Origin of the sequence: Vibrio sp. Scap24 (genome assembly GCF_013394185.1) — a bacterium.
Classification (GTDB): Bacteria; Pseudomonadota; Gammaproteobacteria; order Enterobacterales; family Vibrionaceae; genus Vibrio; species Vibrio pomeroyi.
In genome coordinates this window covers 2150420-2174503 of sequence record NZ_CP041332.1, presented here as the reverse complement: position 1 = coordinate 2174503, position 24084 = coordinate 2150420, and the positions used below count along the sequence as shown (strand labels likewise).

General features: G+C 43.7%; 15 protein-coding genes, 2 tRNA genes, 1 rRNA gene and 1 riboswitch. Of the genes, 6 read left to right on the top strand and 12 right to left on the bottom strand.

All coding sequences use genetic code 11. From position 1 onward, the window contains the following. Position 1 precedes the first annotated feature (1 nt). From FLM53_RS09705 to FLM53_RS09675, 7 genes are all read right to left on the bottom strand, one after another. Positions 2-841, bottom strand: coding sequence for an ExeA family protein (locus tag FLM53_RS09705; RefSeq protein WP_176680834.1), 840 nt, complete (start codon positions 839-841; stop codon positions 2-4). Positions 842-894: 53 nt separating this feature from the next. Beyond that, positions 895-2532, bottom strand: coding sequence for a pilus (MSHA type) biogenesis protein MshL (gene mshL / locus FLM53_RS09700; protein WP_176680833.1), 1638 nt, complete (start codon positions 2530-2532; stop codon positions 895-897). 15 nt (positions 2533-2547) lie between these two features. Next, a complete protein-coding gene (locus FLM53_RS09695; RefSeq protein WP_176680832.1) occupies positions 2548-2880 on the bottom strand; it encodes an MSHA biogenesis protein MshK in 333 nt (110 codons plus the stop codon). Beyond that, positions 2873-3520 carry a type 4a pilus biogenesis protein PilO gene (pilO, locus tag FLM53_RS09690; protein ID WP_176680831.1) on the bottom strand — a complete coding sequence of 216 codons (648 nt, stop codon included), beginning with the start codon at positions 3518-3520 and terminating at the stop codon, positions 2873-2875. Before pilO ends, FLM53_RS09695 begins: the two co-directional genes overlap by 8 nt. Further along, on the bottom strand, positions 3520-4962 hold the full coding sequence (locus FLM53_RS09685; RefSeq protein WP_176680830.1) for an MSHA biogenesis protein MshI: 1443 nt from the start codon (positions 4960-4962) through the stop codon (positions 3520-3522). The genes pilO and FLM53_RS09685 overlap by 1 nt, the downstream gene beginning before the upstream one ends. 2 nt (positions 4963-4964) lie before the next feature. Continuing rightward, positions 4965-6980, bottom strand: coding sequence for an RNase E specificity factor CsrD (gene csrD, locus FLM53_RS09680; protein ID WP_176680829.1), 2016 nt, complete (start codon positions 6978-6980; stop codon positions 4965-4967). 161 nt (positions 6981-7141) lie between these two features. After that, positions 7142-7699, bottom strand: a complete 558-nt coding sequence (locus tag FLM53_RS09675; protein WP_176680828.1) for a single-stranded DNA-binding protein — start codon at positions 7697-7699, stop codon at positions 7142-7144. Between the two features lie 278 nt (positions 7700-7977). On the opposite strand from FLM53_RS09675, the gene FLM53_RS09670 reads away from it, so the two are divergent. The 4 genes from FLM53_RS09670 (at position 7978) to FLM53_RS09655 (ending at position 14496) form a co-directional block, all read left to right on the top strand. Then, entirely contained in the window at positions 7978-8625 is a 648-nt protein-coding gene (locus FLM53_RS09670) for a LuxR C-terminal-related transcriptional regulator (RefSeq protein WP_176680827.1), read from the top strand. Positions 8626-8782: 157 nt separating this feature from the next. Continuing rightward, the gene (galU, locus tag FLM53_RS09665) at positions 8783-9655 is read left to right on the top strand and encodes a UTP--glucose-1-phosphate uridylyltransferase GalU (protein WP_176680826.1); all 873 of its coding nucleotides are present in this window, start codon (positions 8783-8785) and stop codon (positions 9653-9655) included. A gap of 149 nt (positions 9656-9804) precedes the next feature. Beyond that, positions 9805-12636: an excinuclease ABC subunit UvrA gene (uvrA, locus tag FLM53_RS09660; RefSeq protein ID WP_176680825.1), complete on the top strand. Its 2832-nt coding sequence runs from the start codon at positions 9805-9807 to the stop codon at positions 12634-12636. 96 nt (positions 12637-12732) lie between these two features. Further along, positions 12733-14496, top strand: a complete 1764-nt coding sequence (locus FLM53_RS09655) for a PglL family O-oligosaccharyltransferase (RefSeq protein ID WP_176680824.1) — start codon at positions 12733-12735, stop codon at positions 14494-14496. A gap of 104 nt (positions 14497-14600) precedes the next feature. On the opposite strand, the gene FLM53_RS09650 is transcribed toward FLM53_RS09655, so the two are convergent. Next, entirely contained in the window at positions 14601-15740 is a 1140-nt protein-coding gene (locus FLM53_RS09650; RefSeq protein WP_176680823.1) for an alanine--glyoxylate aminotransferase family protein, read from the bottom strand. 176 nt (positions 15741-15916) lie between these two features. After that, positions 15917-16094: riboswitch (Lysine riboswitch) on the top strand. A 108-nt stretch (positions 16095-16202) separates the two neighbouring features. Here FLM53_RS09650 and lysC point away from each other — a divergent pair. Then, positions 16203-17570, top strand: a complete 1368-nt coding sequence (gene lysC / locus FLM53_RS09645; protein WP_176680822.1) for a lysine-sensitive aspartokinase 3 — start codon at positions 16203-16205, stop codon at positions 17568-17570. A gap of 116 nt (positions 17571-17686) precedes the next feature. Here the strand turns inward: lysC and metH are convergent, their stop codons facing one another. Continuing rightward, positions 17687-21364, bottom strand: coding sequence for a methionine synthase (metH, locus tag FLM53_RS09640; RefSeq protein ID WP_176680821.1), 3678 nt, complete (start codon positions 21362-21364; stop codon positions 17687-17689). Positions 21365-21533: 169 nt separating this feature from the next. Here metH and FLM53_RS09635 point away from each other — a divergent pair, with 169 nt between their 5' ends. Beyond that, entirely contained in the window at positions 21534-22814 is a 1281-nt protein-coding gene (locus tag FLM53_RS09635; RefSeq protein ID WP_176680820.1) for a sodium:proton antiporter, read from the top strand. A gap of 831 nt (positions 22815-23645) precedes the next feature. Here the strand turns inward: FLM53_RS09635 and FLM53_RS09630 are convergent. From FLM53_RS09630 to rrf, 3 genes are all read right to left on the bottom strand, one after another. Continuing rightward, positions 23646-23722, bottom strand: a tRNA-Trp gene (locus FLM53_RS09630). A gap of 60 nt (positions 23723-23782) precedes the next feature. Next, positions 23783-23859 (bottom strand) — tRNA-Asp (locus FLM53_RS09625). 45 nt (positions 23860-23904) lie between these two features. Further along, positions 23905-24020 (bottom strand): 5S ribosomal RNA (gene rrf / locus FLM53_RS09620). Positions 24021-24084 lie beyond the last annotated feature (64 nt).

Genomic DNA, 24084 nt, shown 5'->3' with positions numbered 1-24084 from the left:
ATTAATTCCAACCCCACAGTATTGGCGTTTTAAATTTAGGCTTACACACATCGTAAGTTTCGTGCATGGCGGAGAACAGATGCTGATTGTCGATACTTTTCTTATCTTCACTGAACGAGAGCAAAAGAGCCTTATGACACAACTGGTTTATCAACCTTGGAATACCCACTGAAGAACGAAAAATCGCCTTTTTTTGATTCAAACTGAACAATTCAGGATTGCCACCAGACTTAGTAATTCGATTATCAATGTAAGCTACCGTCTCATCGAGCGTCAGCGGCCTCAGTGTTGAACTGAATGTAATTCTTTGACGAAATTGTCTTAGGTGGTACGCCTCTAATCGAGCGTCCAATTCAGGCTGTCCAAGTAACACTATCTGAAGTAATTTCTTATCTTCTGTTTCAAGGTTGCCGAACAGCCTTAAGGTTTCAAGAGCCTCATCGGATAGAGCTTGCGCCTCATCAAGTATAGCGACCACCCTCAAACCGGAGTTGTGTAAATCAATCAACTTATGCTGAATGTTATCGACTAAAGTGGCTTCATTATCGATGGTCAAATCAAGTTCTTTAGCGACAGCGTGACGTAAATCAGCGCCGGACAGCACAGGGTTTGGCAAATAGATTAACGCCGTACAATCCTTTAAATGATTTACCAGCATCCGACAGACCATGGTTTTCCCCGTGCCCACCTCACCGGTAACTTTGATTACACCCTCTCCCATTTCTAACGCGGAGATGACCGTTTGAATCGCCTCAAAATGAGGCGCCAAACCATAAAAGAAATCAGTATTCGGTGTTAACGTAAATGGCAGTTGTTCAAAACCAAAGTGAGCTTGATACATATGACGACCTAGCTTAGTGAGACACTGCCACTCTATATTGAGAAAGTAAGCATTTACTCTTCATCAGGGAACCACTCTTGAAGAAGATCACGAGAACGCTCCAACTCATTTTGCCAAGTATTCACACCCACGATCGTTGGTTTAAGCAAGATCACGAGCTCAGTTTTTTGAGTCAACTGATTGGTATTACGGAATAAATGACCTAATGCAGGGATGTCACCGAGGAACGGAACTTTAGACGTCACATCAGTGGTGTTGGATTTCATCAAACCACCAATAACAACCACGTCACCGTCTCGAGCTCGAATCACGGAGTCCGATTCGCGAATAGAGCTTTTCGCCAAAGGAAGTTGTACTAACCCCGTTGTTGAACCTAGGTTGAGCTCTTTCACCTCTTCCTCTACCTCAATAACGGCAGGGTGAACATGTAAAAATACGCTGCCTTTATCATCTATTTGAGGGGTCACATCTAAAGAGATACCAGAGAAGAATGGCGTCAACTCAACCTCCGGCGCAACATTAGCATTGTCACCACTACCGACCGAGCTTGATAAATCCGTCACGTAGTATTCGTCTGTACCAACTTTGATTACCGCTTTCTGGTTGTTTGCGGCCGTTACGCGTGGGCTAGAGAGAACATTGAGATCACCTTGAGTATCCATAAAGCTCAATACCGCTTCAAAGCTACCGTCTGAAATCGTTACGTTGGTTTGTCCACCTAACAAAGAGCTGATTGCATCTAATGGAGGCAATGTTCCACCTGGTCGGTCAATAACAACACCACCACTACCAATCGACTTAGATAAGTTCGACCAGCTAATACCTTGTTGGTAACCATCACTCAGGGTAACTTCCATGATTTTGGCTTCCAAGATAACTTGGCGTTGCAGACGTTTCTGAGAAATACCGAGGAACTCACGAACCTCACGGATCTCATCCGGGTAAGCGCGTACGGTAATCACACTCGCTTGCGGTGTAACCACGACACTTTGCCCATCCCCCGAGCCAATCAAGTGAGCAACCGCTGCTTCAAGCTGTGGCCAAAAATCACTTTCAGATGTGGTTTCAATCTCTGTACCACCATTCGATGTCGAGTTTGATGTATTAGAAGAGTTAGATGAATTCGACGAGTTAGAGTCTGAGCTTGAAGAGCTCGACGAACTGTTGTCCGAATTGGAGATAGTGCCTGTAGTGATCGTCGTCAATGAACGACCAGAACGCTTAACTTGTAGGTAATCGACAGGGATCGTCACTGTGCGAAGGCCTGCAGGGTAAACCTGAATCACCTTGCCACGCTTTTCGATATCGTAGCCATACATGTCTTGAGCAACAGCTAGCACTTCATCCAACGTCACGTCGGTTAGATTAAGCGTAAGGTTTCCAGAGACGCTTGGGTGAATAGCGGCGCTGTACTCTGTTCCTTTCACTAAGCTTGCAAAGAAGGTTCTCGCTTCAACGCCTTTAGCCTGAATGCGAAAACGCTTAACCGTTTCCATTCCTGGCGATGCAGAGTCCGAATCGAGTTGAGGCATAAGATCATCTTGTACTGATGAAGGAAGCTCATGAAGCGCTTTACTGTTAGCTTCATTAATTGATTCATTCAAAGACTCTTTAATTTCAACAGGATCGCGATGCCCCATCGAACAGCCGACTAAAGATGACACTAGGATTGCTACTACAAGTTTACGCATGTCTTCACTCTAACCTTAATTATTCTTAACATCTAAAGAGAACATCTCTAATTTCCACTGCTTAGAGCTTCTCTGCAGAGTGACGTATTCTGGATCTATGTTCTTAACTCGGTACCCTCTGATCGTTTCCCCTTGACCGAGGATCTGACCATTCATAATCGCATAGCAAGGTGTATCACCCTTGCAAACAATGCTCTCTAGAGATGGTAAACGATATTGAACTGGCGCCTTTTTAGCTGGCGCTGTTTTTTGTTGAGGTGAAAGCCAACCTAATGGCGCCGTTGGATCTTGCTCAGCCCACACAAGGGAACTACTAAACAGCAAGGACAACAATAGAGTTCTAGCCACCGATAAACTCCTGTCTGGTACCAAGTGTGTAAACCTCGAACACAAGTCGAGCTTTAGGATATTCTTCTACTGAATACTCAAATGTACGCCAGTAATAACTCACCGGAAGAGACTCAAGGGCTTGAAGATAAGCTGAAATATCAAAGTAGCTGCCTGTTAGTTCCATTCTCACAGGGTGAAGAAAGTAGCCTGAGTACTCGCTAGTCTCTTTGTTATTTGAAATCGCTTCTGGTTTTAGTGATTCCAAGGATTCCAGCTTAAGTCCATGGCCAGCATTGAGAACACTTTCCAATAACTGTGACATTTGAGAAGGCGTGATCAGTCCATCGACAATCTCTGACAGTTGAAGCGAAAGGTCTTGGCTTTCTACTAATAGCTTTTTGTACTCGATATTAATTTCTTTGTCTGGGTCTTTGTTTAACTTAGCTTGCAGAACAAGTAACTCACCTTGCTGCCTTTGATTTGACTGCATCAGACTCATCGACTTAGCGTTTTTCGCTTGTAAGTCGAGGTATGCAGGCTCAACCAATAAGGTGAATACAAGCATTGATAAACCGACAAAGCCACACACGAAAAGTAGCCATTTTTCTCTTTGGCTTAATGCAAGAAACTTATCGCTCAGATGGTTCCACTGCTGCATTATTTACTCTCCCTGCGAGTGCTTAACTCGAACGTCACCACATCTTGATCATTGCGACCTATTTTGAGTTTTTCAAAAGTGCGGCCAACCAAATTAAGTTCACTTTTAAACTGACCAATCCAGTTTGGAACGACATTAGCATTACGAGCTAAACCACTAAGATCTAAAGTATCGTGAGTCATATAGATGTGCGAAAGAGAGATGTCATTTCGGCCTAATGTAGCTAGGGAATTCATGACGCCAGAATACCCGACTTGCTGGGATTCGTCGTATTGCCCAACGGCCTTCAACGCCTCTTTTTTTGCTTGTGTCTCACGTTTGAGACGAGCAACGGCGGCGACTTTCTCCGGAGACGGTTTATGCTCAGTTAACTTACTCTTCAACTGGTTAACTTGCTTGTTAACTTGATTGGAGTCATGTTGCAAAGCTGTTAGTTCTTCGTCCAAATTCGATATTTGGTATTGCATCACAAAGTAACCGCCAAGAAGCAAGCCACAGACAAGCCCCCAACTCGCGACCACATTCGTTAATGTGAAATATTCTTTTTTCGGCTTCAGGTGTTCAGGGTAAAGATTGACGTTAAACGCATCTTTTTCAGCAGCGAGCTTAACTAACAAGCTTTCAGAGTTTTCACGCTCACCTTCAACCAGTAAAGAAACCGTTGAGCTCAGTGTATTGTTTAACGCACTTTGTAATTCTGCTTCATCTTCTTCATCACAACAGATCTTCAACTGATGAAGTTGAGTTCCCTTGATTTGAGAAGAAAGGTAGTCAATCGAACGCTGGAGTTCTAAAGCAAGGCCATCTAACTGCAGTGCGCTGGATGCAACACCCGTTAAAGGTGGAACCACACTGCGAATCGTTCTTTGGAAGCAGACTGTATTCTCAACAAACGCACCCAACTTAAAGTGTGAATTTGAGCTGCGTTGTAGAAGTATAAAATTAGAGAGTTCGCCGGCACTATAGCCCCAGATTTCATCTTCAGGAGCAACACCTTTAAGCTCTATTTGCGCTGAGTTAGTAATGTTTAAAAGCTTATCTAACAGCTTTTTAGGTAAAACATACACTTGCAGTTTATTTGATGTCGGTAGTGTTACCGCGCTTGCTGTAATCTCAGTCACTCTTTCAGCGACAAGATCTTTCAATAAAAAAGGCAAGGCAACCGACCATTCACTCTCTGGAATGTCCGGTTTATCAATTTGGTAAGTTTGGTAATAGTTAGCACAAACTATCAATTGAAGGCTACTGCTGGTAAAAGCCTCACTGTTAAGCGATTTTTTTAGTGCACTTTCCCAGTCCCCATTTACTACAGGAATGTGAGTGACTTGAGATTCTTGCTCTGTCGATGAAATATAAACAGCATCATTGCCCAACATAACAACTTGCGAGCTGCCTTTATTATTCGTTGGCTTTATCTTGTCTAAAATCGCTTTAAAATTCATGCTTAACTACTACTCTTACGCCATCGATTTCTTCGACCAACTTTTACAACAGATTCAGCTTTCACTGTCTTTTCACCTTGGTGAGGCAAAGGAATAATTTGTTGCTCTTCGTCGAAATATCTCCCTTGATAGCCGTTAATGCCTAACTCTATCAAGGTATTCTTTTCTTGTTTTGTCTCGACCCCAACCGCGATAACTTGAGTTGGAGAGTCACCGCATGCCCCTATTAAACTTCGGACAAACAGCTGGTTCTCATGTCTTTGATCGATTTTCTTAATTAAGCTCCGATGAAGCTTAATATAATTAACCTTCAAATCCTTTATATAGTGTGTGCTAACTATGGTTCGCCCAGCTTGACCAACAATGACTTTACACCCTAATCCTCGCAGCATCTTTGCCACCGGTCTCATATAATCAAGATGAGCAATAAGATGACCTTCTGGAAATTCAAAAGCCAGCTGAGAGCGATGTTGAGCTGAGAGTTGTAATAACTCGCTTCTAAACCACTTAAAATGCTGTTTACTCGCAAACGGAGTGACATTCAGGTTCACCGAGTAGTTAATCGATTGAGTTGATTCTTTCAAAGATTTCAACAAAACCTTCAACACGGATTGGTCCATTTGAGCTTGATAACCCACTTGCTCTACCGCAAGCATAAATCGAGACGATTTCAATAAACCTTTGTCTGGATCCTGAATTCTAGTGAATATTTCTCTATGTAATTCATTAGCTTGACCAGATTCCGGCATAAGGTAACACCGCTGAGCAAAGATTACCAAATTTTCAGGAAGCAGAGCTTTATCTAGTAATGTTCTCCAACGAACGCTGCCTCTATCAAGCTCATTTTTATTCTGTTTAGGGTAACGGCTCCAGTTGTTAATGCGTTCCAACTGAGCACTTTTTAGTGCGGTTTCCGCCTCATCCATAATCTGGCTATGACGCTCACCCTCGGTATACATGGTCACGCCGATATGACACCAATTATCCGACTCTAATGGCTCCGGTGGGGTTAGCTTATCTAACTGCCTTAAACATTGAGCCGCCAAGGTCGCAATATCTTTTGCTCCTTGGTGTGGAATAAATACCGCAAAGTCCGCTTCGTAATAACGAGAGAAAATAACATCAGGGTAGCGCTGAACAATATTCGATAAGACTTCACCGACTTCAATAATAAAGCCATCGGTCACTTGCTTATCATTGGCATCACGAACTTGTTCCCACTCATCGATACGTATTAACAACACACCACCACGCGCACCACTTTCATGCAATGCCGATTCAAGCTTGTTATCGAATAGCACTCGGTTGGCTGTGCCAGTGAGTTTATCTAAGAAAGTATGAGTACGAATGAAGGTATCGAAACGGCTACGCTCTTGGCGTGCATCTTTTAACTCTTCAATCAACACATCGAGTGCTTCACTTGCCGTAAAGGGCCACTCTCGCTCATCGCCTTTTGCATGTGCTTCAACTTGTCCTGCAAGGATCATCCGTCCGCGCTCTTCCAACATTTCAGAGCCCATTAACTGCTCTTTCAACCATCGAACACCATGAGCCAAACAGAAAATGATCAAAGCAACCGCTAAAGTAATCGACCACATCGCTTCTATTGAGTAGTTGTAACCAATATAAGGAGGCAATGCTTTGAATTCGATTTGGTAACCTTCATTACGCTCTAAAGTGAAGCTTTTCTCATAGAGGCGATTCGGATCAATTTGTGGGGAAGTATCTTTGAAGCGGTAAACAATACCCGTCTTATTTGAGAGTTTCATCTCTACGATATTGCTAGCCTGCAACATCTTAGGCATCCAACGCTGCATTGAATACGCAGCATCTGGATCTTCCATTTCTTTATCTACAACGTCGACTATTCCCACCAAATAATGGTCTAAATATTCCTGCCCGATGCGCTTGAACGAAAGGGTGCCACCTATAAAAAGAATGAACATCGCGCTGATAACTATCACTGTGACAAATGCGACTAATCGGGTGCTCAATTTTAGCGTGGGGGTATATCTCATGAATAACGAAATCCTTTTCAACTCACATTATACCGTATTGCTACTTATACTATAAATTGACGTTGTAAATAAAGCGTTAAGAATTCTAGGTAACAAAAAGCCGCGATGAACGCGGCTTTTTCCAATTTAATACTGTCTTTATAATATATTAAAAACAGGGATTAAAATGGGATGTCATCATCAAAATCCATCGGTGGCTCATTATATTGAGGTTGAGCCTGCTGAGGAGCTTGTTGTTGAGGTGCTTTCTGCTGTTGAGCAGGTGCACTGTATTGTTGCTGCTGTTGTTGTGGCTGTTGCGGTTGACCCCAACCACCTTGCTGTTGGTTGTTACCCATACCACCTTGAGCAGGAGCACCACCTTGAGCACGGCCGCCAAGCATTTGCATTACACCGTTGAAGCCTTGAACAACCACTTCAGTTGTGTAGCGATCTTGACCGCTTTGATCTTGCCATTTACGAGTTTGAAGTTGACCTTCAATGTAAACTTGAGAACCTTTACGTAGGTACTCACCAGCAACTTCAGCTAGCTTGCCAAACAGAGCAACACGGTGCCATTCTGTTTTTTCACGCTGTTCGCCAGTTGCTTTATCACGCCATGACTCTGACGTTGCAATGGTAATGTTCGCTACCGCGCCGCCATTAGGCATGTAACGAATTTCTGGGTCATTACCTAGGTTACCCACTAATATAACTTTGTTAACTCCACGGCTAGCCATGATTTGCTCCGTCTAAATTCATAGTCTCAGAAAATTTTAGCGCACAAGAATAGCATGCTTTTCTACAGTGATAAATCGCATTCCTATTCTCTCCTCACTACAAAGAATAAAAACGTAACAAATCATGATATTCAGAGCGATGTTGCTTTTTTCTCCACTTACAAACCACTCATTTACTTTGGGAATTGATATTCAACGCAAGTCACTACTATTGCGCTAGAGAAGCCAAAGCGTGCATGACAACGTGAAATCTCACCCAACTTAAACACGGAGTTTCAATGAGAAAATCCCGATACGCTCGCACTTTACACTTTCTGTGCATCGACCCGAGTGACACTTACCTACATGTAAAAGAAATAGAAAAACACTTATCCATCATTCTCTACAAAATGACTCCGGACGACTTAATGTTAGTCGACAGAAAGCAGAGTAACCGCATCCTGCTTGTCGACTATAAGGAGGTACCACAACTACTTATTATCTATCCCAACCTGACCGTGATGTGGAAAAACCATGAGATCATCTTATTCAATGTTCCACAGCAACTGCCGACTTCGGAGCTTCTTACTTATGGTGTACTGAAAGGTCTCTTTTATAGCACCGATAAAAAGGACAAGATTGCGCATGGCCTTCAAGAAGTGATTGATGGTGATAACTGGCTACCAAGAAAAGTGACCAATCAACTGCTGTTTTACTACCGCAATATGGTCAATACCAACACGACCCCAACCAATGTCGACTTAACCATTCGAGAGATTCAGGTTATTCGTTGCCTTCAATCCGGCTCATCCAACACACAAATTGCCGATGACTTGTTCATTAGTGAGTTCACGGTCAAATCCCATCTCTATCAAATATTCCGTAAGTTAGCGGTTAAAAATAGAGTCCAAGCCATCGCCTGGGCTAACCAGAATCTACTTGCATAATTGATCCGCCTCTTAAACTGACGATAATTTTGAGGGAAGCTCTAATAAACCATAGGTATTGTTGCTGAATTTTCGACATAACTTATGCTAGAGTTGCCCTCAGAAATATCAACCATTCAGGTTGAATCAATAATTATTATAGATAAAGGGTCTTATCATGATCAAAAAGTGCCTTTTCCCGGCAGCTGGCTACGGTACACGTTTTTTACCAGCAACTAAGTCAATGCCTAAAGAAATGATGCCTGTTGTGAACAAGCCGCTAATTGAATACGGCGTAGAAGAAGCAATCGAAGCTGGTATGGACGGCATGTGCATTGTTACTGGCCGTGGTAAGCACTCAATCATGGATCACTTCGATAAGAACTACGAGCTTGAGCACCAGATCAGTGGTACCAATAAAGAAGACCTTCTAGTTAATATCCGTGAAACGATTGAAGCAGCAAACTTCACTTACATCCGCCAACGCGAGATGAAAGGCCTAGGTCACGCTATCCTAACGGGTCGTGAACTAGTTGGTGATGAACCGTTCGCAGTTGTGCTTGCCGATGACCTTTGTGTGAACGAGCAACAAGGCGTGCTAGCTCAAATGGTTGCACTATACAAGCAGTTCCGCTGTTCTATCGTTGCAGTACAAGAAGTACCTGAAGAAGAAACACACAAGTACGGTGTTATCTCTGGCGAGATGATCAAAGACGATCTTTTCCGTGTCGATGACATGGTAGAGAAACCAGAACAAGGTACAGCACCAAGCAACCTAGCGATCATTGGTCGTTATATTCTGACTCCAGATATCTTCGAGCTGATCGAACAGACTGAACCAGGTAAAGGCGGCGAGATCCAAATTACTGATGCATTGCTTAAACAAGCAAAAGCGGGCTGTGTATTGGCTTACAAATTTAAAGGCCAACGTTTTGACTGTGGTAGTGTTGAAGGCTACATCGAAGCAACAAACTACTGCTTTGAAAACCTATACAAGAAAGACCAAAAGCAAGTTGAGCTAGGCAAACATTCAACGCAAAAAGAAACATAACGGCTCTCTAAGAAGTAACGTTTCGAATTTTAAAAGGGTGGCTCTTTGAGTCGCCCTTTTTTGTTTACTGTTTTTTTATCCAGTAAAACTTTGCACAAATCTCACTCTATGTAATACTTTAGCCACTTAAAATTACATGGTCTGTTGAGATGGATAAAATAGAAATTAGAGGCGCTCGTACGCATAACCTCAAAGACGTTAACCTAACAATTCCCCGCGATAAACTCACTGTTATCACAGGGCTATCCGGTTCAGGAAAGTCGTCACTTGCGTTTGATACTCTCTACGCAGAAGGGCAACGTCGCTATGTTGAGTCTTTGTCTGCCTACGCTCGCCAATTTCTATCTCTTATGGAAAAACCCGATGTAGACCACATCGAAGGTTTATCTCCAGCTATCTCGATAGAGCAAAAATCGACCTCTCATAACCCACGCTCAACCGTAGGTACCATTACCGAAGTCTATGATTACCTGAGACTACTTTACGCTCGAGTGGGCGAACCTCGCTGTCCAGATCACAACATCCCCCTAGCTGCGCAAACCATCAGCCAAATGGTGGACAAGGTACTTGAGTTACCTGCAGGCTCAAAGATGATGTTACTTGCGCCGATCGTTAAAGAGCGTAAAGGCGAACACGTAAAGACACTAGAAAACTTAGCGGCTCAAGGCTTTATTCGAGCACGTATTGATGGTGAGACCTGTGATTTGTCCGATCCACCAGCACTAGAACTTCATAAGAAACACACGATAGAAGTGGTGGTTGACCGATTTAAGGTGCGCCCAGATCTACAACAACGCTTGGCTGAATCGTTTGAAACAACACTGGAGCTATCTGGCGGTATTGCGGTTGTTGGCTGGATGGACGAAACAGATCAAGAAGAGATAGTGTTCTCTGCGAACTTCGCTTGTCCCAAGTGTGGTTACAGCATGCAAGAACTTGAACCTCGCTTGTTCTCATTCAATAACCCAGCAGGTGCGTGTGGTACGTGTGACGGACTAGGTGTTCAGCAATACTTTGACCCGAGCCGAGTGATTTTGGATGAAAACCTAAGCATTGCTGAAGGAGCAATTAAAGGTTGGGATCAAAAGAACTACTACTATTTCCAGATGCTAACATCACTGTCAGAGCATTATGGTTTCGATCTGTTTGCGCCGTTTAATTCTCTACCAAAGAAGACTCAAGAGATAATTCTCAAAGGCTCTGGTCGTACTGAAGTTGAATTCAAATACATCAATGACCGTGGTGATATCCGCGTTAAGCGTCACCCGTTTGAAGGTATTTTAAATACACTAGAGCGTCGCTACCGTGATACGGAATCAAGCTCAGTTCGAGAGGATCTTGCTAAATACATCTCTACGAAGTCATGTTCAAGCTGTGATGGTACTCGTCTGAGACTAGAAGCTCGAAATGTATTTATCGGCGATACAACACTACCTGAAATCGTTGAGCTCAGCATTGCTGATGCACTGCAATTTTTCCAGGAGTTGAAATTAGACGGTCAGCGTGGGCAGATCGCCGATAAAGTGATGAAAGAGATCAATGACCGCCTACATTTCTTGGTTAACGTTGGTTTGAACTACCTTAACCTATCACGCAGTGCTGAAACTCTGTCTGGTGGTGAGGCACAACGAATTCGTCTCGCAAGTCAAATCGGTGCTGGCTTAGTGGGTGTTATGTATGTGTTGGATGAACCGTCAATTGGCCTCCACCAGCGTGATAATGAACGTCTACTGCAAACCTTGGTTCACTTGAGAGACTTAGGCAATACGGTACTTGTTGTAGAACATGATGAAGATGCTATTCGCTGTGCTGACCATGTCATCGATATTGGCCCGGGCGCTGGTGTTCACGGTGGTCACGTGGTTGCAGAAGGCACCATGCAAGACATCATCGACAACCCGAACTCTTTGACAGGCCAATATCTGAGTGGCGTGAAAGAAATTGAAGTACCAAAACAACGAACACCAATCGACAAGAAGAAAGTCGTAGAGATCGTTGGGGCGACAGGCAACAACCTAAAGAATGTGACAGCTACTATCCCTGTGGGTTTATTTAGCTGTATTACGGGTGTATCGGGCTCGGGTAAATCGACATTAATTAACGACACCTTCTTCAAAGTCGCTCACACTCAACTTAATGGTGCAACCACAGCAGTACCGGCAAAACATAAAAAGATTAAAGGGTTAGAGCATTTCGATAAGGTAATCGATATTGATCAAAGCCCAATAGGACGCACACCAAGATCAAACCCTGCAACCTATACTGGAATCTTCACTCCTATTCGTGAACTTTTTGCTGGCACACAAGAGTCACGTTCACGCGGTTACAAAGCGGGAAGGTTCAGCTTTAACGTACGTGGCGGACGCTGTGAAGCGTGTCAGGGCGATGGTGTTATCAAGGTAGAAATGCACTTCTTACCGGATGTGTATGTACCGTGTGATGTATGTAAAGGTAAGCGCTACAACCGTGAAACACTAGAAGTTCGCTACAAGGGTAAAACCATTGACGAAGTTCTTGAAATGACTGTCGAAGATGCGCGTGAGTTCTTTAATCCAGTTCCAGTGATTGCACGTAAACTGCAAACGCTTATGGATGTAGGCCTTTCTTACATTCGCTTAGGTCAAGCGGCAACCACCTTATCTGGCGGTGAAGCACAACGTGTTAAATTGGCTCGCGAGCTGTCTAAACGAGATACAGGTAAAACCTTATACATTCTCGATGAGCCAACAACAGGCCTTCACTTCCACGATATCCAGCAACTATTAACGGTACTGCATCGCCTACGTGATCACGGTAATACTGTTGTAGTCATTGAACATAATCTAGATGTCGTAAAAACAGCTGACTGGATCTTAGATTTAGGTCCAGAAGGCGGACAAGGTGGTGGTGAGATTGTTGCAGAAGGCACACCAGAAGATGTGGCATTGGTCGAAGGTTCACACACCGCTCGCTTCCTTAAGCCTATGTTAAATTTGAAGTAGGTGTAAAATAGCGCCCTGTGAGCAGACAGAAAAGTGTTAAAGTAACAGAGCTTGTTTCAGAAGGAACAAGCTCTGTTTTTATAAGGTTAGGGATTTATGGCAACAATACATACTAGCGGTACCCAGCTAGAAAATCAGATCACTCAGTTACCACTCAACAAAGCATTCCTCGCTTCATTAGCTGTTGTGTTCTTACTCGCCATGCATTTTTTCATGCCTAATCCAGGGGGCTCAGGCCTTGCTCTATCCTTTAACCCTACCACTTGGTTAGCACTGAGCTTCACCTTAGCCATTGGCTTTTATCAACTAGCGACCAATCGAGTACTCAAGTATTCCAAGTTAACCATAGGTTTATTGATCAGCTGCATGATACTTACATTGCCGATTTTATACAGCAATGCTTCGCCGGAAGGGGCTTCAGGTCGATTACTTGGGTTATGGGCAGGTTTTGCTTTATTTGTAGTCCTTCAGCAGTTCAAATTCAGCAACAAACACAAACAACGTATGCTGTGGTTCATCGTACTCGCTGTCGTCATACAAGCGCTATTTGGTTATGTGCAATATTTTGTATTAGAGCCAGGTAACCTATTTGGCTACAACACTGCGGCTAATCGCCCTTACGGAATATTCCAGCAACCCAATGTAATGGCCAGCTTCCTAGCAACGGGTTTTGTGCTTTCTGCTTACCTTTTAGCAAGACAGCCCGCTAAGTATAATCACAAGATCAGCGAATCTTTCTTACTGTATCTAACCCCAACTTTAACCGTGCCACTACTGATCATCATCGCATCACGCACAGGGTGGTTAGCGGCACTCATCGGCTTTGTGTGTATTCTTCCTTACCTATACAAATTCTCGACCAAAAAGCGCTTCTACGGATGGTGTTCATCAGTTGCTGTCGGTATTGTGGTTGCGTTTACTGTAATAAACCTTAGCGCTACAGATAGTATCGCTAGCAAGAAAGCGAACTTAGAAAGCCCTCGCGCTTACACCTTCCCACAAGCGTTAGACATGATGATCGAAAAGCCATTTACCGGTTATGGCTACGGAAAGTTCGAATCTGAATACACACTATATACAGCTCGTCAGCATCAACTGAACTCAAATTATCATCCGGGGCTTCCTTCTATGGATCACCCGCACAATGAGTTTCTATTTTGGGGGGTTGAAGGTGGCATAGTGCCAATCATAGGGATCTTGATTGCCGCAGTATTGGTGATGTCTCGTATAACAAGTTCAGCAAAGGGTACACGCCTAGCATTACTTGCTCTGTTTATACCGATACTCTTGCACTCTCAGCTGGAGTACCCGTTTTATCATTCGGCGATTCACTGGATAACCTTCATCATTTTGATTTACTGGGTGGATCAGCGTGCTTCACGTCACTATCAGCAGCCGTTCAGTATCATCAGTAAAACCTTGTTTAGAGTGAGCAGCTTGGTATTACCGATCCTGGTGAGCTTCTATATGCTAAGCGCACTGCACACTAACTATGTACTGACTAAGTTCGAGCTATCTAAACCTAAAAACCCAGATATTCTCAAACAAGTGACTAACCCAGTAGTTTGGAAAGATCGCTACGACTGGGACATATACAGCACTTATCTTAATATTGGTCTGTACAAAGCCGACTCTAGCCTAATCCAACCTTATATAGATTGGTCGCTAGAAATCATAAAAAGTAAGCCAAGACCTGCTTTCTACAGCAATCTGATTCTTGCTTACCAAGGTTTAGGGGAAGAAAGCAAAGCGGAACAGATCCGCAGCGAAGCAAAGTTTTTATTTCCAAACAGAGACTTTTCACAGGTTCAATACAAAAAAATATCTCAAGCTGAGAACAACGTCTCGTCGGCAGAGTAGTTAGCAGCTAACGAGGTATGACTTCCGCGTTTTATCTTTAGAACAAACACAAAAAAGCGCACGATCTCTCGTGCGCTTTTCTTTTTAATTTCAGTTTATTGCAGCTATTTCAAAACATCTTTTAGCGCTTTTAGGCACAACGCGACATTCTCTTTTCGCGCACCATAGCCCATTAGGCCGATACGCCACGCTTTGCCCGCTAGAGAACCAAGTCCTGCACCAATCTCAAGGTTATACTCTTCTAAAAGCTGAGTTCTGATTTGTGCTTCATCAATCCCTTCAGGGAAATAAAGTGCGTTAAGTTGTGGTAAGCGGCTATCTTCATCAACCACAAATTTCAGCCCTAAAGCTTCGACGCCCTCTTTCAACTCTTGATGCATTGCGTGATGGCGAGACCAGGCATTATCTAGGCCTTCATTTTTTAGTAGCACAAGAGACTCATGCAGCGCATAAAGACTATTTACAGGTGCAGTATGATGATAGCTACGCTTACCTTCGCCACTCCAATAACCTAATACCAAGCTCTGGTCTAGGAACCAACTTTGCACTGGTGATTGACGCGCCTTCATTTTCTCAACCGAACGCTGGGAGAAAGTCACTGGAGACAAACCCGGCACACAAGATAGACATTTCTGGCTTCCCGAATAAACCGCATCAAGCTGCCATTCATCAACCAGCAATGGCACACCACCTAATGATGTCACCGCATCGACAATAGTTAACGCATTAAACTGACGAGCAATAGCCGAGATAGCTTGAGCATCCGATAGTGCTCCAGTTGATGTCTCGGCATGCACAAATGCAACGGCAACGGCATCGGGGTTTTCTGCCAATGCTTGTTCTACCTTTTCAACTGAAACGGGCTTGCCCCACTCGTCATCAACAAGGATGGCTTCACCACCGCAGCGAACAACGTTCTCGCGCATACGCTCACCGAAAACACCGTTACGGCAAACGATTACCTTCTCACCAGGTTCAATCAAGTTAACAAAACAGGTTTCCATACCTGCACTGCCCGGTGCAGAAACCGCTATCGTAAATTCATTTTCAGTTTGGAAAGCGTATTTAAGAAGCTGTTTAAGCTCATCCATCATCGCAATAAACAGCGGGTCTAAGTGACCAATCGTCGGACGGATTAGAGCCTGCAGTACTTGAGGTGAAATATCAGAAGGACCTGGTCCCATTAACGTTCGGTGTGGTGGATAAAAGCTATCGATAGCAGTAGTGAGTGTTAAATTAGACATGTACATCCCTTACGTTAATGTTGTGAACAATCCACCCTAAAGCAAATTGATTACCTCAGCAATTAGCCATAAGTATTGAGGTCAAACCACTGTCACATAATTGTTAAAATTATTTTTCAATTATCTCAAGTTACGGATTGACATTGTTACCGCAAACACGTTCAATGAAACGGCTATCTAGCAGAAGAGGAGCACTGCCCAGGCAGATGTTTTGTGGAACCGCATTTCCAATACAAAACATTAATGGGGAGCAGTGCCGAGATAATAAAAGGATGCAGGACCTTTATTGTCGGTTGAGCGGGCTGAATCCCTTCAACTGTCGCCATTTCTATATGGTGAAGAGCTTCTGAGGTTACTATTCTAATAATTCCTCTCTTTTTGCTCTAAAACTCTCTTCGAAAAACATCGGACGTTGGATTACCCAACCGTAATTTTATTTTAGGAAGTCGTGGGAGATATATCGTGAGTGCATCTAATGTAGCTGGTTCTTTTAATGTCGCTAAGTTTGGTGGAACAAGTGTTGCCAACTTTGAAGCAATGAGCCGTTGTGCTGCCATTATTGAAAACAACTCAAATACGAAACTGGTCGTAAGCAGCGCGTGTTCTGGCGTGACTAACTTGCTAGTGGAACTCGCAAACGGAGTTCAAGACAAAGCTCGCCGCCAAGAATTGATGACGCAATTAGCCGACATCCACAATGCTATTCTTGACCAACTTGCAGATCCAATCAGCATCGAAAAAGAAGTTCATAACATTCTTGATGACATTGCGAGCGCAGCAGAAGCCGCATCATTTCAAGCAAGCACTAAGCTGACTGATCACCTCGTAGCATGTGGCGAGTTGATGTCGACACACATCCTTGCTCAAATCCTTCGCGAGCGCGGAACACCTGCGGTTCGTTTCGATATCAGAGAAGTGATGCGCACCAATGATGATTTCGGAAAAGCAGAACCACAGCTAGAAGAGATTGCTGCTTTGGCAAAAGAGAAATTGATTCCACTGTGCCAACAACAAGTTGTCGTTACCCAAGGCTTTATCGGTGCTGATAGCGAAGGTAACACCACGACCCTAGGCCGCGGTGGCAGTGATTATTCAGCTGCACTGATTGCCGAGTCGGTACAAGCGATTGGCTTAGAGATCTGGACGGATGTTCCGGGTATCTATACTACCGACCCACGTATTGCTCCTAAGGCCTCTCCTATCCCAGAAATCAGCTTCAGTGAAGCATCGGAAATGGCAAACTTCGGCGCGAAGATATTGCACCCATCGACGCTAGTGCCTGCACTGCGCCATCAAATTCCAGTCTTTGTCGGTTCTTCAAAAGCACCAGAGTTAGGTGGAACTTGGATTCGCCAGCAAGTAGAAAGCTCTCCTCTGTTCAGAGCACTTGCCCTGCGCTGCAACCAAACCATGGTTACGCTGCGCAGTGCTAATATGTTCCATGCTTATGGCTTCTTAGCGAAAGTGTTCGAGATCCTTGCTAAACATAAGATCTCTGTCGATCTTATCACCACATCAGAGATCAGCGTTTCACTTACGCTGGATCAAACTGACACATCAGGTGGTGCTCCTGAATTACCAGAAGCAGCGCGTATTGAACTTGAAGAGCTTTGCTCTGTCGATATTGAGCACGACCTATGCCTAATTGCTCTTATTGGTAACAACATGAGCGAAAGCAAAGGCTACGCAAAACAGGTATTCGGTACTCTAGAAGATTTCAACCTGCGTATGATTTGTTACGGTGCAAGCCCTCATAACCTGTGCTTCCTTCTTAATGAATCAGTGTCTAAGCTAGCGATTCAGAAACTTCACCAAGAATTATTTGAGTAGAAAGCCCGTTTATCATTGACAGATAAATAACTAAATCACAAATACAAAAAGGGTTGCAATTAAGCAACCCTTTCTCTTTTTTACTTTACGAATCAAAGCTCGTTGTAGCTAAAATGCTAGTTAATGTTTGGACCTAACCACTTCTCAGCTTCTAACATATCCCAGCCTTTACGATCGGCATAGCTATCCACTTGATCCTGTTGAATCTGTGCAATCGCAAAGTATCGAGCATCTGGGTGTGAAAAATACATACCAGACACAGAAGCACCAGGCCACATCGCATAGCTCGACGTTAATGACATATCAATCGCTTTCTCAACGTCCATTAACTCCCACAACGTACCTTTCTCTGTATGTTCAGGGCAAGCAGGGTAACCTGGAGCAGGACGAATACCTTGGTATTTCTCACGAATCAAATCATCGTTCGATAAGTCTTCATCTGGCGAGTAACCCCAAATATCCTTTCTCACTTCTTTATGCAAGTACTCCGCGAACGCTTCAGCCAATCGATCGGCAACGGCTTGAATCATGATGGCATTGTAGTCATCTCCATTCGCTTTATATTCATCAGCTAGTTCACGCTCTCCAATACCACCAGTAACCGCAAAGCCACCAATCCAATCCGCTTTACCGCTTTCTTTTGGAGCAATGTAATCAGACAAGCAGTAGTTAAAGCCTTTTGGTTTCTCTGTCTGTTGGCGAAGGTTATGCAGAACCTTCAATACCTCAGTACGAGATTCATCGGTATACACCTCAATATCATCACCAACACTATTGGCAGGGAACATGGCACACATACCACGAGCTTCAAGTAGCTTTTCTTTCTCCACGCGGTCCAGTAGATCGTTCGCGTCTTTGAATAAACGTTTTGCTTCTTCGCCCACTTCTTCATGCTCAAGAATCGCAGGGTACTTGCCAACTAAAGACCACGTCATGAAGAATGGCGTCCAATCGATGTAGTTGCGTAACGTAGCCACATCAAAGTCATTGAATATGTGTACTCCCGGTTTAGCTGGTGCCGGTGGTGTATAAGCATCCCAATCAATGGCCACTTTATTAGCACGAGCTTTTTCAAGTGTCACAGGCTTGGTGCGAGGCTTCTTACGATTATGTTGATCACGAACACGATCATAATCGATATCCAACTTCTCGACAAAAGCAGGTTTCAATTCGTCAGAGAGAAGTGAGGTACACACACCCACAGCACGAGAGGCGTTGTTTACATAAACAACTGGCTCAGAGTAATTTTGCTCAATCTTCACCGCGGTGTGCGCTTTAGAGGTAGTTGCGCCACCAATCAATAGAGGGAGCTTAAAGCCTTGTCTTTCCATCTCTTTGGCCACGTGTACCATTTCATCAAGAGATGGCGTGATCAAACCAGATAAGCCGATAATGTCGACGTTCTCTTCTTTAGCGACCTTAAGAATCTTTTCACAAGAAACCATTACACCTAAGTCGATAATTTCGTAGTTATTACACTGCAAAACCACGCCAACGATATTCTTACCGATATCGTGCACATCGCCTTTAACGGTCGCTAACAGAATCTTACCGTTAGTCGCACCCACTTCTTTAGACGCGTTGATGAACGGTTCTAAGTGCGCAACAGCCTGCTTCATTACACGTGCAGACTTAACTACCTGTGGTAAGAACATCTTACCTTCACCAAATAGGTCACCTACAACGTTCATGCCGTCCATTAGAGGACCTTCAATCACTTCAATAGGGCGAGAAGCATTAACGCGAGCTTCTTCGGTATCTTCAACTATAAAGTCTGTAATACCTTTAACCAAAGAGTGCTCTAAGCGCTTCTCTACAGGCCAAGTTCGCCATTCTAGAGCTGACTTATCTTCAACTTTACCAACTGCTCGCTCTAGGTACTCAGTTGCCATATCAAGCAAACGTTCCGTCGAATCATCACGGCGGTTTAGTACTACATCTTCAACAGCATCACGCAAGTCTTCAGGAACATTATCGTAAATTTCTAACTGACCAGCGTTTACGATGCCCATATCCATACCATTCTTAAAACAGTGATATAGGAATACTGCGTGGATTGCCTCACGAACGTAGTTATTGCCGCGGAATGAGAACGACACGTTCGACACGCCACCAGAGATCATCGCATGTGGGAGGTCACGCTTGATATCCCCCACTGCTTCAATGAAATCGACCGCATAGTTGTTATGCTCATCGATGCCAGTCGCAACCGCGAAAATGTTCGGGTCAAAAATAATGTCTTCAGGTGGGAAGCCAACTTCATCAACAAGAATGTTGTAGGCATTAGTACAGATCTCTACTTTGCGTTCTCGAGTATCAGCCTGACCAACTTCGTCAAAAGCCATCACGATGACGGCTGCACCATAACGACGAACCAACTTAGCTTGCTCGACAAATTTCTCTTTGCCTTCTTTCAGAGAGATCGAGTTAACGATACCTTTACCCTGAATACATTTCAGGCCAGCTTCGATAACCTCCCATTTTGAAGAGTCGACCATTACTGGTACTTTTGATATCTCAGGTTCAGAAGCACATAGATTAAGGAATTTAACCATGCACGCTTCAGCGTCCAACATCCCTTCATCCATGTTGATGTCGATGATCTGAGCGCCATTTTCAACTTGCTCACGAGCAACACTCAACGCTTCATCGTAAAGCTCTTCTTTGATCAAGCGTTTAAAGCGGGCAGAGCCCGTCACGTTCGTACGTTCACCAACGTTAACAAACAAAGAGTCCTTTGCAATGGTCAGAGGTTCTAAACCGGATAGACGACACGATACTGGTAGGTCTGGCAATTGACGAGGGGTAACACCTTTAACCGCTTCAGACATTTGGCGAATATGCTCTGGCGTGGTACCACAACAACCACCAATCAAGTTCAAGAAACCACTTTCAGCCCACTCTTTAACATGCTCAGCCATGTCTTCGGGTGAAAGGTCATACTCACCAAATGCGTTAGGCAAACCTGCATTAGGGTGAGCAGAAACAAAGCTCTCAGAGATACGAGACATCTCACCGACATACTCACGCAGCTCGTCAGGGCCTAATGCACAGTTCAAACCAAACGAGATAGGCTTAACATGACGAAGGGCGTTGTAGAAGGCTTCTGTTGTTTGGCCTGAAAGTGTACGACCTGATGCATCAGTAATGGTACCGGAGATCATTACAGGTAAAGTTATGCCCACTTCTTCAAAAACAGATTCAACCGCAAAAGCACACGCTTTAGCGTTTAGTGTATCGAAGATAGTTTCAATAAGAATTAGGTCTGAACCGCCTTTAATAAGCGCGCGAGTCGATTCAGAGTAAGCTTCAACCAACTCATCAAAACTCACATTACGATAACCCGGATCATTAACATCTGGAGAGATAGAACAAGTACGGTTAGTCGGACCTAATACACCCGCCACAAATCGAGGTTTTTCTGGGGTCTTTGCCGTCCACTCATCAGCCGCTTCACGGGCAAGCTTAGCGGCAGCAAAGTTAATTTCTTCACTAAGGCTTTCCATATCATAGTCGGCCATAGCAATGGTTGTAGCGTTAAAGGTATTGGTTTCGAGGATGTCAGCCCCAGCTTCCAAATATTGTGAATGGATGTCTTTGATAAGCTGAGGTTGTGTCAGCACTAAAAGGTCATTGTTACCTTTTAGGTCACTATGCCAATCAGCAAAGCGTTCACCACGATAGTCTTGCTCTTCCAATTTATAGTCCTGAATCATGGTGCCCATGCCACCATCAATCAGTAAAATTCGTTGCTTCAACAGAGCGTCAATCTTTTGCCTTACATTACTTCCCACGGTACAACCTCATTCCTTTAATTATTCCTCCATCCTATCACACATTAAAAAGGAGTCTAGACGTCTAAAAAAGGAAATTGATTACCGACTCATGACAAAAAAATGTTTGCTATTTGAGCATGAGAGAACGAAAATTCATATTCATACTTTGTTACATGTTGGAATCCCAATGTCGGTCTATTACACCTTATGCTTCTTATCCGCAGCGGCAATGCTCATTGCTTTCGTGAATACCAAAATTGGTAAAATGCAGACAACCATCGCCATCACTGCTGGCTCAATGATGCTGTCTCTATTGATTATCATTGCAGGACAAAATAATTGGTTCCAACTGGCTGACATCGCCTCAGAAACCGTTGCCAGTATCAACTTTGAAGACTTCCTACTCAAAGGAATACTTGGCTTCTTACTTTTTGCTGGCGGTTTAGGAATTAAATTACCGAACCTAAAAGACCAGAAGTGGGAAATAACGGTACTCGCGTTGGGCGCTACTCTGTTTTCAACATTCTTTATCGGCTTTGTGCTCTATGGATTCTGTCAATTCATCGGTATTCAATTTGATCTGATTTATTGCTTACTCTTTGGTTCTTTAATCTCTCCTACCGATCCAATAGCAGTGTTAGCGATAGTGAAGAAACTTGATGCCCCAAGACGAATCTCAACTCAAATCGAAGGAGAGTCTCTATTTAATGATGGCTTTGGCTTAGTCATCTTCGTTACCCTATTTACCATCGCATTCGGCACAGAAGCACCGACGGTAGGCAGCGTAACCATGCTGTTCGTCCAAGAGGCTATTGGTGGTATCGTCTACGGATTTGCTTTAGGTTTGATATTTCATTATCTAATCAGCAACACCGATGACCACTCAATGGAGCTACTACTAACCATCGGTATACCAACGGCTGGTTATGCCTTCGCTGAGGTTTTACATGTATCAGGTCCACTAGCTATGGTGGTATCCGGTATCATGATTGGTAACTGGACTCGTTTTATTGGGTTCTCTAAAGAGAGTGAAGACCACCTAGACCACTTCTGGGAACTGATAGATGAGTTTTTAAATGGCGTACTATTCTTGTTGATTGGTATGTCGATGCTACTGTTCAAGTTCCACCAAGAAGACTGGATCTTAATGGCATTCGCAGTCCCTCTCGTATTGAGTGCGCGCTACCTAAGTGTTTTCTTGTCATACATTGGATTTAAACGCTTTAGAACTTACAACCCATGGTCAATCAATATTCTAACTTGGGGCGGCTTACGTGGCGGCTTAGCACTAGCAATGGCTCTTTCAATCCCTTCAGGTATCTGGGTAATTGAAGACAAGGCGATAGATGTTAAAGAGATAATCCTTGTCATGACCTATGCCGTTGTAGTGTTCTCGATTCTGGTTCAAGGCTCAACGATTACTCCTATGATAGAGAAAGCAAAACAAGCCGAGAAAGAGTTAGATTAACACTCCCTATTTGTGAACATAGGCCGCTTACTTAAGCGGCCTTTTTTATATCCATCTACCACTGAAGGCTTAATTCTCCATATTCATCTTGTCTTGCCCCTAGATTCTAACAGTCCTCAACCTTCTTTTACCAAGAACAGATAACTAGACTCAATCATGGACTTCTCTGTATTCCCAAATCATAAACTGCGCGAGAGTACTAACTAAACAAGCTTTAAAGCAGCTAAGCTCAATGCCTATAATTCGCTTTGATAGAACCCAAAACCACAAAAATATAGATATGAGGGTTAATAGTGTAAATGACCGTTAGCAACCTAAACCAGTAATTTCAAATCAAGTGAAAGTGGTGAGAAACGAGAGAGGAGTAAGTCATCTTAGAGTTAGGGGCGAGAGTAACGACGACTTAAGCTAGCTAAACAGGTGATACATCAAAAAAGAAGAGGTGAAACAGGATAAAGCCTAATTATCCGGCCATCGACTACTCAAAGGATGAGAGTTGCATGGTGTTAATTAGATTTACTCTATTAGATCAACGCCTAGAAGCTAAGATATTCGCCGTAGAAGCGTATATAAGAGTTTTGCTAGCTCAAACGCTTTAGATTCTGAAGTGTAGCCTTAAGGAGATTGAGGCTTATTTCTTAACCACTTTTAAAAAGTGACAGATACAAAAAACTCAGCATTTCTGTTCAGGTCATATATATGGTTGAGGTAGAGAGGGATGAGCTCCCAACACGTGGTGTTTTGGTGTTAGCGGAATCTGCTGATCTGTCAATTACATGTCTAACGCCAAAAAGCAAAAAGGCTCTAGCATTTCTGCTAGAGCCTTAAATATGGCAGGGGTGGAGAGATTCGAACTCCCAACACGCGGATTTGGAATCCGCTGCTCTGCCAATTGGAGCTACACCCCTAAAACTTTATCTTACTTCAGATTCGAAAAAACCTCGCACTAGGCGAGGTTATCGAATAAGTGGCGGAGTGGACGGGACTCGAACCCGCGACCCCCGGCGTGACAGGCCGGTATTCTAACCAACTGAACTACCACTCCGCAGTGGACTACTTGTCGTCGCTGACAAGTCGTTCATAATTTAAAGCCTGGCGATGTCCTACTCTCACATGGGGAAGCCCCACACTACCATCGGCGCTATTGTGTTTCACTTCTGAGTTCGGCATGGAATCAGGTGGGTCCACAATGCTATGGTCGCCAAGCAAATTTTAAAATTCGGAAAACTGTAATTTAAAAGTAACTCTTCAAACTCATTCAAGGTCTGTC